The organism is Sphingopyxis sp. P1IMeth2, from assembly GCF_900185685.1.
In the GTDB taxonomy this organism is placed as follows: domain Bacteria; phylum Pseudomonadota; class Alphaproteobacteria; order Sphingomonadales; family Sphingomonadaceae; genus Sphingopyxis; species Sphingopyxis terrae_A.
The window spans coordinates 317,515-329,680 of the sequence record NZ_FYAT01000013.1 but is presented as its reverse complement, the minus strand read 5'-3'; the positions used below and the strand labels follow the sequence as shown (position 1 = coordinate 329,680).

7 protein-coding genes and 1 pseudogene are annotated in these 12,166 nt (G+C 64.8%); 4 read left to right on the top strand and 4 right to left on the bottom strand.

All coding sequences use genetic code 11. The annotated features are described in order from the left end of the window. Positions 1-57: 57 nt before the first annotated feature. Complete coding sequence (locus tag P1IM2_RS12945) at positions 58-2,385, bottom strand: EAL domain-containing protein (protein ID WP_186402700.1); 2,328 nt, start codon at positions 2,383-2,385, stop codon at positions 58-60. A 282-nt stretch (positions 2,386-2,667) separates the two neighbouring features. On the opposite strand from P1IM2_RS12945, the gene P1IM2_RS12940 reads away from it, so the two are divergent. Then, on the top strand, positions 2,668-3,186 hold the full coding sequence (locus tag P1IM2_RS12940) for a carboxymuconolactone decarboxylase family protein (protein WP_234178579.1): 519 nt from the start codon (positions 2,668-2,670) through the stop codon (positions 3,184-3,186). Positions 3,187-3,268: 82 nt separating this feature from the next. Here P1IM2_RS12940 and P1IM2_RS12935 read toward each other — a convergent pair whose 3' ends face one another. From P1IM2_RS12935 to P1IM2_RS12925, 3 genes are all read right to left on the bottom strand, one after another. Then, a complete protein-coding gene (locus P1IM2_RS12935; protein ID WP_186402699.1) occupies positions 3,269-3,442 on the bottom strand; it encodes a hypothetical protein in 174 nt (57 codons plus the stop codon). Between the two features lie 101 nt (positions 3,443-3,543). Further along, positions 3,544-4,866, bottom strand: a complete 1,323-nt coding sequence (locus tag P1IM2_RS12930) for a sigma-54-dependent transcriptional regulator (protein WP_186402698.1) — start codon at positions 4,864-4,866, stop codon at positions 3,544-3,546. Next, on the bottom strand, positions 4,863-6,545 hold the full coding sequence (locus P1IM2_RS12925; RefSeq protein ID WP_186402697.1) for an ATP-binding protein: 1,683 nt from the start codon (positions 6,543-6,545) through the stop codon (positions 4,863-4,865). Before P1IM2_RS12925 ends, P1IM2_RS12930 begins: the two co-directional genes overlap by 4 nt. Before the next feature lie 198 nt (positions 6,546-6,743). On the opposite strand from P1IM2_RS12925, the pseudogene P1IM2_RS12920 reads away from it, so the two are divergent. The 3 genes and pseudogenes from P1IM2_RS12920 to P1IM2_RS12910 all read left to right on the top strand — a co-directional run bounded on the left by P1IM2_RS12920 (position 6,744) and on the right by P1IM2_RS12910 (position 12,164). After that, a pseudogene (locus P1IM2_RS12920) lies at positions 6,744-8,128 on the top strand (dicarboxylate/amino acid:cation symporter). Then, entirely contained in the window at positions 8,125-9,069 is a 945-nt protein-coding gene (locus P1IM2_RS12915; protein ID WP_186402696.1) for an alpha/beta hydrolase, read from the top strand. Before P1IM2_RS12920 ends, P1IM2_RS12915 begins: the two are co-directional and overlap by 4 nt. 29 nt (positions 9,070-9,098) lie before the next feature. Next, on the top strand, positions 9,099-12,164 hold the full coding sequence (locus tag P1IM2_RS12910; RefSeq protein WP_186402695.1) for a TonB-dependent receptor domain-containing protein: 3,066 nt from the start codon (positions 9,099-9,101) through the stop codon (positions 12,162-12,164). Positions 12,165-12,166 lie beyond the last annotated feature (2 nt).

The following is a 12,166-nucleotide window of genomic DNA, read 5'->3' as shown; positions in this document are numbered from 1 at the left end:
AAGCCGCTGCCGGGACGGGCACGCCTTTGAGCATCGTACCTCAGCGCCAAGGCCGGATCAGCCGCCGACCACCCGAAGCCGCGGGCCTGCGAGCGTGAATTCGGCAGGCCGCCCGAACAGGAAGCCCTGCGCCTGCGGGCAGCCTTCCTCGAGCACCATCAGCCGCTGCGCCTCAGTTTCCACGCCTTCGGCGACGACGGGCAGATCGAGACTTCGGCCAAGTCCGACGATCGCGCGGATGATCGAACGCGCCGACTCGTCGTCGGTGACATGACTGACAAAGCTCCGGTCGATCTTGATCTTGTCAAAGGGAAAGGCCTGGAGATTGCTCAGCGAAGAGTATCCGGTTCCAAAATCGTCCATCACGATCCGCACGCCGAGCGCCTTCAGCCGGTGAAGCGTGTCGAGCGCGCCCGCCCGGTCACGCAGCATCACGCTCTCGGTGACTTCGAGCTCGAGCCGGGCGGCGGCAAGACCGCTCGTCTCGAGCGCATCGGCGACGACGGCGGCGAGATTGGGGAGCTGGAACTGGATCGCCGAGACGTTCACCGCGACACTGACGTCATCGGGCCAGAGCGCGGCGGCAGCGCAGGCCTCGCGCAGCACCCATTCGCCGATCGGGATGATCGCGCCAACATCCTCGGCGATCGGCACGAATATCTCGGGCGCGATCGAGCCGCGGGTCGGGTGCGTCCATCGCAGCAGCGCCTCATAGCCCATGACCGTGCCGCCGGCGGTTGCGACGAGGGGCTGAAAGACCAGGTGCAATTGGCCGCGCGTGATCGCGTGGCGCAGGTCATGTTCCAATTCGCGCCGCTCGCGGACCTGGCGATCCATTTCGAGATCGAAGAAGCAGGCTTGGCCGCGTCCGCATTCCTTGGCCCGATAGAGCGCGACGTCGGCATTATGGCGCAGCCGCTCGATATCGGTCGCATCGCCTGGGAAGAGTGCCACCCCGATGCTTACCCCCACCGCCATGGGATCGCGCGTGATGTCCATCTCGAGAGCAAAGCCGGCGAGGATGCGCTCCGCGAGACGCTGGGTGTCGGCGACGTCGCCGACGCCGCGCTGAATGATCAGAAATTCATCGCCGCCGATCCGCGCTACCAGATCGACGTCGCGGATCGCGTCGCGCAGCAGTGCAGCGACCCGGCAGAGGATCGCATCGCCCGCGGCGTGGCCGAACAGGTCGTTGACCGCCTTGAAGCGATCGAGATCGAGCGCCAGCAGCGCGAAATGTTCGCCCGACCGCGCGAGCGCTTCGAGCGCAGAGGTGAAGCGGGCGCGGTTAGGAAGGCCCGTCAAAGTGTCGTGCGAGGCGAGATGCTCGATAAGCTGCTCGGCCCTCTTGCGCGCGGTAAGATCGCGAACCGCAAGGACCTGGCAGCGCCGACCGCGATATTCGATCGCATGCGCCGCTATTTCGACGATCAGATCCTCGCCGTTGGTGCGCCGGATCACCGCTTCGGCCGGCCCGTCGCGAGTCGCCACCAGCCCCTCGCCGTCCGCGGGCACGAGCCAGTCGGCAGCGCGCGATCCGATCAATTCGGGCACCTCGACCCCCAGCAGACCCGCAAGCTGGCTTTTCGCCTCCAGAATGCGGCCGTTGCTCAGCACCGCAAGGCCCTCGAACGTCGCGTCGGTGAGACCGCGAAGGTCGGTCAGCAGCCGATCGAGAAAGGCGCCAATAAGCACAAGGCCGATAAGCGCGATCGTCGCGACGACGGTTGCGGCGAGGAGCCAGCCATCGCCGGTTCCGGCCGCCGGAGGCCCGCGGGCCGGATCGGGCACGAGCAAGGTCGCCGACATGGCGGTAAAATGCAGCAGCAGAACCGCCGCGACCGCCAGCGACGCGGGCAGCAGGATACGCCATTTTTCCTTGAGCTTGCCGAACAGCCAGAAGGCAGCGACAAATATCATCGCGGTAAGCACGAAGGCAGCGGCGATCGCCGGCCAGTCGTATTGCACGGCGACCGGCGCATCGATCGCGGCCATCCCGGCAAAATGCATCGCTGCGACCCCGATTGCCGCCATCAGGCCCGCCATCCCGCTCGCGGCGGGCCGAAATTCCCGGCCGAGAACAAGAAAGGCCGACCAGAAGGCGAGGATCGCGATGACGACCGAAGTTGCGGTCATCCCGGGCGCGAAACGCAGCGGGACCGCGCCGCGATAGGCCAGCATGGCAATGAAATGGGTTGCCCAAACGCCGACCCCGGCGGCGAGCGCGGCGATCGCGAGCCATTGACGCCGCCGGGCATCGACGCAGTCGAGCGATCGGCCGAGCAGGAGGAAGATCGCGGCGCTCCCCAATATCCAGACAATAGCCGCGAGGAGGACGAGCCGCATGTCATGCTCGCCGGAAATGCATTCGAGAACCTTGAACATCGAGCCGCCCCTTTCACAAGGCGTCCGGCTTGCCTGCAAAGCGGTAAATCGCCTTCTAGCAGCAGCGCGCGAGACTGGTCCGAATTGAATGTTTGCCGCGCGCTCCCAATCAAAAATGCAGGTTGATTGCTTGCCCATGCCGATTTGCCGGTGGGTCGGCGCGCCGGGCTGGCGTGGAGTTGGGAACCGCGATCCTGCCATTATGGACGCAAAAGCCGGTCTCCCTGCGCGGCAAGCGGACAATGGCTTTAACGGGACTGCAGACGAAATTTTTCGGCTGCGATGTCACAGTCTGCCTCTCTCCCTCGTCAAGCAGGTGATGCCGCCACCGGCTCGACAGGAAAGGATGATGATATGAAGCGCTTGAACTGGTCCGAAGTCGCTCCCGCCGGAGCCAGGGCATTCTTCGGCGTGCATCAGTATGTGACAAACAGTAGCGCGCTTCCTGCAGAATTGATCCACCTGGTCTTCCTCAGGGTTTCCCAGATCAATGGCTGCGCGCATTGCATCGATCTGCACACGCGGGACCTTCTCCAGACCATGCCGGTCGACAAGGTCGCTCTGCTTCCCGTGTGGGAAGAAGTCCCTCACCTTTTCCCGGAACAATATCGCGCAGCGCTCGCTTGGGCGGAAGAGGTCACGCGCATCAGCGAGACGCATGCGTCCGACGCAGCCTATGCCGCCGCGTCCGCCGCATTCGAGGCGAAAGATCTTGTCGATCTGACAATCGCGATCGCTGCAATGAATGCCTTCAACCGGCTGGGCGCGCCCTTTCGCCTCCCGGTGGCGGCGAAGCCCTGAGCGCCGGAACGCAAGCCTGCGAGCCGGCTCCTGGCCCGCGCTGGCCGAACCGGTCCGACTATTTTAGCAGGATAAGCGGACGCTAGGCCGCTGCGAGCGGAACAACGCCGAACAAGAGCGCTGCGCCGATGAGCACGAAGCAGAGGCATAATGCATATTTCCACGCGAAGCGCTGCAGATCGCCCAGCTCGATCCCGAGAAGAGCACATTTCAGATAGACCGCCGCGACGAGCGGGCTGGGCCACATTAAGGTCACACATCCAGCAACCAATAATTCGATATTTTGTTTCAATATTAATGGCTTAGATGGGCTCCGGAAGCCGCGCCACCGTTCCTCCTCCGATACGACAATCCGAATTACCGTCGATAATCCTTGGCCCTGAGGCCATATCTCGTCAATCGGTCGTAAAGCGTCTTGCGCGGCAGCGACAACCGTTGCTGCACCTCGTCCACCTGTCCCTTTGCATCGCGCAGCGCGTCCTCGATCACTGCGCGTTCAAAGCGGGCGACCAATTCACGTAGGCTTTGCGGCTCCGCATTGTAGGCTGAGCCCTGTGCGATTCGCGTCAGACCAGTGGCGAAGTTGCGGGCAAAGGTACGCAGTTCGCGTATATTGCCCGGCCAGTCGTGACTCAGCAGATGGCGCCACTCGGCTTCGCCGAGTTCGCTTGTCTCCAGTTCCAGTTCGGCCTCGAACGCGGCCACAAATTCGCGGAAGAGATCGGGAATATCCTCGCGCCGGCTGGCCAGATCGGGCAGCGCGATAGCAATGCCGCCGAGCCGGTGGAGCAGTGCGGGGTCGAGCGGCCGGGCGCCTTCTCCTTCGCCCGCGCTGCGCGAGATGGCGATGATACGGACGTCCACCGAACGTGGTCGCTCGGCGCCGATCGCGAGGAAACGGCGCGTATCGATCAGGCTCAGCAACTGGGCTTTGGCGCGCTCGGGAATGCTCTCGATCTCGTCGAGAACCAGCGTGCCACCCTGCGCCCGTTCGACGAGGCCCGACCGTGACAGCGCCACCGAAGGATCGCGCCCGAACAGGATCAGATTCGCGTCGTCGTGCATCAGAACGCCTGCATCGACGGTCACGAAAGGCCGGTCACGCCGCGGGCTGAGGTCGTGGACCAGCCGCGCGACGAAATTCTTGCCCACACCCGTCGGCCCGGAGATCACCAGATCAACATCGGCACGCGCCACTTCGGCGATCAGGCGCTGCAGCCGCTCGGCGGTCTGCGAGGAGCCGCCGATCCGCCGATGCTCCCGCTCGCGCAGCGCGTCGCGCAGGCGCCGGTTTTCGAGCACCAGCGCGCGCCGGTCGTGCGCCCTGCGGATCGCATGCACTAGCCGCGAGACCGAATAGGGTTTGGTAAAAAAGTCCGCCGCACCATTTTTCATCGCCTCGACGGCCATCGCGACATCGCCATGCGCGGTCGTGAAAATCACCTGCATTTCGGGATCGAGCGCGCGCAGATGGTCGAAAAAAGCGATCCCGTCCATTCCGGGCATTCGGATATCGCTGACGATCACGCCGGCAAAGGCGGGGGTGACGCCGCGCAGCGCAGATGGGGCGTCGGCGTGGGCCGACACCTCGAAACCTTCGAGCGTCAGCGCCTGCACCGTCGCCTCGCGCAGCGTCTCGTCATCCTCGACGAAAAAGATCGTGGGCGGCGCGCCGGTCATGCGCGCGGGATCGTCATGACGAAGGTCGTCGCGGATGCGTCCGCTTCATAGGCAAGCTCGCCGCCAAGATCGCGCATGATGTCGCGCGCGATGACAAGTCCGAGGCCGAGGCCGTCGGGCTTGGTCGTCGCGAAGGGCCGGAACAGATCGTCGGCCTGCGCCAGCGAAAGCGGCGTCCCGCTGTCGATCACGCGCAGACAGACGGCATCGCCCCCTGCCTCGACGACGACGGTCACCCTGCCCCCTTCTCCGGCGGCATCGAGCGCATTTTGCAGCAGGTTGACCAGCACCTGTTCGAGCCGGACATGTTCGGCGGCGACGACGACCTGCGTTGCCTCCTCGGGCGGCAGGCCAATGGCGACGTGCATCGACCGGATGCGATCGCGCAGCAGCAGCAGCGCCCCGTCGATCGCCTCGCCGAGCGGCATTTCGCGGCGGTCGGCAGGTTGCCGCCGGCTGAAGCGCCGCAGTTCGCCGGTGATCCGCCCGATCCGGTCCGCCAGATCGACGATGCGGGCAAAATTGCCCGACGCCTGCTCGACCTCGCCGGCCGCGAGCATCTTTTGCCCATTTTCCGCAAAAACCCGCGTCGCAGCGACCGGCTGCCCGATCTCGTGCCCGACGCCGGCCGATATCTGGCCGAGTGTCGCCAGTCGGTTGGCCTGCGACAGCTGTTCGCGCAGCGTGCGGGTTCGCTCGTCGAGCAGCGCCTGCGCTCGCGCATCGCGGCGGCGGCGCATCACGACGCCCGTCGCGGCAAGGGCCGCCAGCACCAGAAAGCCGAGCGCCAGCGCCAGCCGCCCGGTCGCCACCGCCGCATCGACGCGCTGCGCCGGATCGGCGAGGAGGTGCAGCACCCATCCGTCGGGAAGGATCGGCTGCCGCGTGTCGAGGAGCGGGATACGCACCGCCTCGCCCTCGTTGGGCGAAACGATCGCGAGCGGGCGCAGCGTCCGAATGCCGAACTGCCGCAGATCGGCCTCGGCGTCGCGCGCGTAGGCGCTCGCGCCCTGGGCAAGATGAAACCGCCAACGCTCGTCGCTTGCCAACAGCACCACCCCGTCGCGATCGGTCACATAGACGCGCTGGGCCGTGTCGCGCCAACTCCTCTCGAGCCCGTCGAACTCGACCTTCACTGCCACCACACCCAGCGGCGCGGCGCGCGTCCCGATGCGCCGCGCGATGTAGAGCCCCGGCTCGCGGCTGACGGTGCCGAGCGCGAACTGGGTGGCCGAACCGTTGACGAGCGCATCGTGAAAATAGCGGCGAAAGGCATATTTCGACCCGACGAAACTGGTCGGCAGCCGCCAGTTGCTCGCCGCGAGCGTCGTGCCGTCGGCGCCCATCACATAGATCGCCGCCGCCGCCGATTGGCGCGCAAGCGCCTCGAGCCGCCCGTTGAGCGGCGCCACTGAAGCACCGTCGCCCGCGGCCAGCGCGCGCACCTGAGGATCGTCGGCGAGCGCGATCGGAAGCAGGCTGAACTTGTCGAGCTCGCTGCGCAGGCTCGACGCCAATATCGCCGCATCGTTACGCGCGAGCCCGGCCTGCTCAGACAGCGCGCGATCGTGCATTACCCGATCGGTGATCGCGACCGCGAGCGCGATGACGAGCAAGGCACATAGCCCCGCAGCCAAGGCCCAGCGCCGCGCGCGCAGATCGATTCCCAGCACCGTCATCGGCCGATTGATGTGCGAATATCCGCACTTTGTATATCCAAAATATGCGGAAATCTGCACAAAACTGATCGGAGATCATCGTAAGCTGTTGTTTTATATGGAGCAGAAGGAAGGCAGCGTGATCGTTGCACCCGTCGCGAACCATCCTAGAATTCCCGCAACAGCCGGTTCGAGCCGGCGGACAGGGGACAGGATGGCATGGGGTCGATCAGCATCGCGGCAGATAAAGGCATGACCGGGCGCAAGCGCGTACCGCTCTATCGCCAGCTCTATTTCCAGGTCGTCGTGGCGATTTTGCTCGGCGCGCTGCTGGGTCATTTCTATCCCGATGCCGGCGAGGCGCTGAAGCCGCTGGGCGACGGCTTCATCAAACTGGTGAAGATGATCATCGCGCCGGTGATCTTCCTGACGGTCGCGACCGGCATTGCCAGCATGAAGGACATGTCGTCGATCGGCAGCGTCGCGGCCAAGGCCTTCATTTATTTCCTGACCTTTTCGACGCTGGCGCTCATCGTCGGCCTGGCGGTCGCCAACATCGTGCAGCCTGGCGCGGGCTCAACATCGATCCCGCCGCGCTGGATACCACCGCGGTCGCGACCTACGCGCACACCGCCGAGGAACAATCGCTAGCTGGCTTCCTGCTCAACATCGTTCCGACGACGCTGTTCAGCGCGATGACCGACGGCGAAATCCTGCAGGTTCTGCTCGTCGCGATCCTATCGGGCGTCGCAATCTTCACGACGCGCCCCAAAAGCGACCTCGTGCTCGATCTGCTGACGTCGTTCAGCGAAGTGATCTTCAAGCTTGTTCACATGCTGATGAAGTTCGCGCCGATCGGCGCGTTCGGCGCGATCGCCTTCACCATCGGCAAGTTCGGGATCGGGTCGCTTGCCAGCCTCGCGACGCTCGTCGCGACCTTCTACCTCACCTCGCTGCTGTTCGTGATCGTCGTGCTTGGGTTGGTCGCACGCTTCACCGGCTTTTCGATCTTCGCGCTGATCCGCTATCTTCGCGAAGAGCTGCTACTGGTCCTGGGCACCTCGTCGTCTGAAGCGGCGCTGCCCAGCCTTATGGAAAAGCTCGAAGTCGCTGGCTGTCGCAAGACGGTGGTCGGGCTCGTCGTGCCGACCGGCTATTCGTTCAACCTCGACGGCACCAACATCTACATGACGCTCGCCGCGCTGTTCATTGCGCAGGCGACGGGCATCCACCTGTCGCTCGGCGAGCAGCTCGCGCTCGTCCTTGTCGCGATGATCAGTTCAAAGGGCGCGGCCGGGGTGACCGGCGCGGGCTTCGTGATCCTTGCCGCGACGCTCTCGGTCGTCCCGTCTGTTCCCGTCGCGGGCATGGCGCTGATCCTCGGGATCGACCGCTTTATGAGCGAATGCCGGGCACTCACCAACTTCATCGGCAATGCGGTGGCGACGATCGTCGTCGCCAAATGGGAAAAGGCGCTCGATACCGATCGGCTGGCGGCGGCGATGGCCGGCACGCCGATGGCGCTGCCGAGCGAGGATAGCGAGCGCCACGAACGCTTCGGCCCGCACAGCCTTGCGATGGCCAAGTCAGGAGAAGGCGCATGATCTCGCGGCGGTCAATCCTTGCCGGCGGCGCGGCGCTCGCAGGTGCCTTCGGCGCTGCCGGATCGGCCCCGGCGCTTGCCTTTGCGGTTGAGGAAATTCCGCTCTGGCCCGGCAAACCGCCGGGGGGCAACAAACCCAGCGGTCCCGAAAAGATCGGCGGCGCGGGGTCCGGCTATGGCGCAGTCTCGAATATCGCGACCCCGCGGCTGCGCGTCTACCGGCCCAATATCGCCAACGGCCGCGCGGTGATCGTCTGCGGTGGCGGCGGCTATTTCCGTATCCAGCTGTGGAAGGAAAGCACGCCCGCGGCGAAATGGCTCCAGCTGCACGGCTATACCGTGTTCGAGTTGATCTATCGCCTTCCGCGCGACGGCTGGGACGCAAGCGCGCCCTTCGCCGACGCGCAGCGGGCGATGAAGATCGTGCGCACCCGCGCCGCCGATTTCGGCATCGCGCCCGACCGCATCGGAATCATGGGCATGTCGGCGGGCGGGCACCTCGCAGGCTTCACCGCGCTGCGGCCCGACCAGAAATTCTACGACGGCACCGATCGTTTCGAAAACGCCCCGGCACGCCCCGACTTCGCGGCGCTGCTCTTTCCGGTGGTGCAGTTGCGCAAGCCGTTCGATACCACGCGGACGCGGCGCGAGATTATCGGCGAGCATCCGACCAAAGCCGCCGAAGATGCCTGGTCGCTCGATACGCTGGCGAACGGAAACGCACCGCCGATGATCCTATTTTCGGCATCCGACGATCCGATCGCACCGCCCGGCCATAATCTGTCGCTGTTCCAGGCGATGCTCGCCAAGGGCGCGAAGGCCGAGCTGCACATTTTCGAGGAGGGCGGCCACGGATGGGGCCTCGGCACGCCCGACCAGATCCTCAGCCAATGGCCCGATCTGTTCGAAGCCTGGATGACCAGGCGGCCATTCGATCGATGAATACAGACAACAGGGGAAGGGAAATATCCATGCGTGCAATCACCATCGCAAAGCTGGCGCTACTCTGCGGACCGAGCTTGCTTGCGGCGACCGTCGCACAGGCGCAGGAACCGCTCGCCGCCGAAACCGCGGCGGACCAGAGCGCCGACCAGCCGGCACCGCCCGCAGACGCGAATGAGGCGATCGTCGTTACCGGCTCGCAGATTCAGGGTGCGAAGATCAACGACGTCCTGCCCGTCACGGTGCTCGACGAAACGGCGATCGAAAACACCGGGGCGTCGTCGGGCGACGAGCTGTTCCGGGCGATCCCGCAGGCCGGCACCGTCGCGTTCAACGAACAGAATTCGTCGACCGTCAACAATGTCCGCGGCGACGTCGGCTCGATCAACCTGCGCGACCTCGGCACCGGCAACACGCTGCTGCTGATCAACGGCCGCCGGATGACGCTTCACCCCGGTTTCCAGACCGAACTGCTCGTGCCCGTGGTGAGCTCCGACACCAACGAAATCGCGCCAGGCAGCGTCAAGCGGCTCGAAGTGCTGCGCGACGGCGCGTCGGCGATCTATGGCGCGGACGCGGTGGCGGGCGTGATCAACACCGTCCTCAAGGGCGACATGAAGGGCGGCTTCCTCGAAGGCGACTGGCGCGCCTCCGACGGCACCAGCCTCTACAGCTACCAGATTTCAGGCGGCTATGGTTTCGACTTCGGCGGCGGACGCGGCAACCTGACCGTCTATGGCGGCTATTTTTATGAAAACGGGCTATCGAATGCCGCGCGCGACTATGCCGCGGACGATAATCGCCTGCCGCTGGTCGAAGGCACCGATTTCGAAGGCGACGCGTCGTTCAACAATCGCAACACCTTCGGTCCGTTCGGGCAATTCGACATCCAGGGCTCGTCGCCGTCGAGCCGGACGCCGATCGGCGACGATGATTTCTATCTCCAGCCGTCGAGCTTTCCCGGCTGCAAGATGGACTTCGGAGACGGCCTCTGCGCCCGGAACGGCACGACGCCGACCACGGACGTCCGCTACAACACGATCTACGGTAACAGCCTGATCAGCCAGAAGCGTCGCTACAATGCGATGGCGCTGCTGAGTTACGAACTCAGCAACAATGTCGAGGCCTATTTCGAAGGCAGTTTCTACCGGTCTGAAAACAACCGTCAGCTCGACGCTTCGGCGATCCTGAGCGCGGTGCCGGTCGGCATTTCGAAAAATGCCTATTGGAACCCGTTCGGCCCGGTCGGCAGTCCCAACCGCCTGCCCGGCACCACCATCGCCGCGAGCGGTGTGGATGTCATTATGGAGCGCTATCGCTTCGTCGATGTCGGCAATCGCGACGTGTCGGTCGACAAGAATGTCTATCGCCTCGTCGGCGGGCTGCGCGGCAATATCGGCGCGTGGGACTTCGACACCGGCTTCGTCTATTCCGAGGCTAAGCTGAACGATGTGACGCACAACCGCGTCTCGCTCACGCTGATGCAGAACCAGATCAACCTGACGACGCCCGACGCCTATAATCCGTTCAACGGCGGCTGCGTCACCTCCGATCCCGGCATCGGCGACTGCACGCCCAACCCCGACTCGTCGATCGATCCCTTCCGTATCGACGTCTACCGCAAGGGCGGTACCAGCCTCGCGCTCGGCGACTTCAAGATCAGCCGCAACGACCTCCTGTCGCTGCCGGGCGGCGATCTGGGTATCGCCGCGGGCGTCGAATGGCGCCGCGAAACCTTCTACGATGACCGCGATCCGCGGCTCGACGGGACGATCACCTTCACCGACAGCGTGACCGGCGAAGTCAATGGCAGCGACGTCGCGGGCACCAGCCCCTCGCCCGACACCAGCGGCTCGCGCGAAGTCTATTCGGCCTTCGCCGAACTGCTCGTGCCGGTCGTCAGCCCGGAAATGAATATCCCGCTGATCAACCGCTTCGATATCCAGCTCGCCGGCCGCGTCGAGCATTTCAAGGATATCGACGAAACCGCCGCGGTGCCGCGCATCGCCGCATCCTGGTCGGTCTTCCCCGGCGTGACCTTCCGCGGCGCCTGGTCCCGCGGTTTCCGGGCCCCCAATCTGGTGCAGGTCAATGACGCTGGGACGACGCGGTCGAACACGCGCGACGATTTCGTCCTGTGTCAGGCGCAGCTCGAAAAGGGGCTGATTTCCAGCCTCGGTTCCTGCACCGGCGCGGGCACGATCAGCTATCGCTCGGGTACCGAGAATTTAAAGCCCGAGGATAGCACCAGCATCAACCTGGGTATCGTCCTCGAACCGCGCTTCATCCCCGGGTTGACGCTGACCGCCGATTACTGGCGCGTCAAGCAGACCGGGCTGGTCGGCACGTTCGGCGACGACAATGCCATCGCGCTCGACCTGCTGCGCCGCCTGAACGGCAGCAGCAACCCCAACGTCATCCGCGCCGATCCGACCGCGGAGGACATTGCGCTGTTCACCGGCACCAGCCTCGCCCCCGCGGGCAAGATCACCCAGGTGCTCGACCCCTATCTCAACCTCGACAGCCGCGTCTCCAAGGGCTGGGACTTCGGCCTGTTCTACAAGGTGCCCGATTTCGGCATGGGCAAGTTCCGCCTGAGCCTCAACGTCGCGCACCTGATGAGCTTCGTCCAGTCGGCGGGGCCCGACGGTCAGGAAATCCTCGACGGCATCGCCTCGGGCGTCCTGCCGCTCGACGTCACGGTCGGCGGTCTGGGCGAGCTGGTCGAGATCGAGGGCCGCCCGAAATGGCGCGCGACCGGCGCGATCAACTGGGGAAGCGGCCCGGTCGATATCGGCCTGTTCGGCCAATATACGGGCAAGGTTTACGACACGAGCGTGATCCGCGACGTGCTGATCGATTCCGACGATCCGAACGCAAACTATTACCCGGTGCACGATCAGTTTACGCTGAACCTCTCGATCGCCTACACGATCAAGAATGACACCCCGCTCGACGGCACCCGCTTGCGCTTCGCGATCAACAATCTGTTCAACGAAGATCCGCCGCTGGCTGACGAGGATTATGGCTTCTTCAGCAGCCTCTACACCGCGCGCGGCCGCGTCTTCCACGTCGAGTTGCGCAAGAAGTTCTAGCG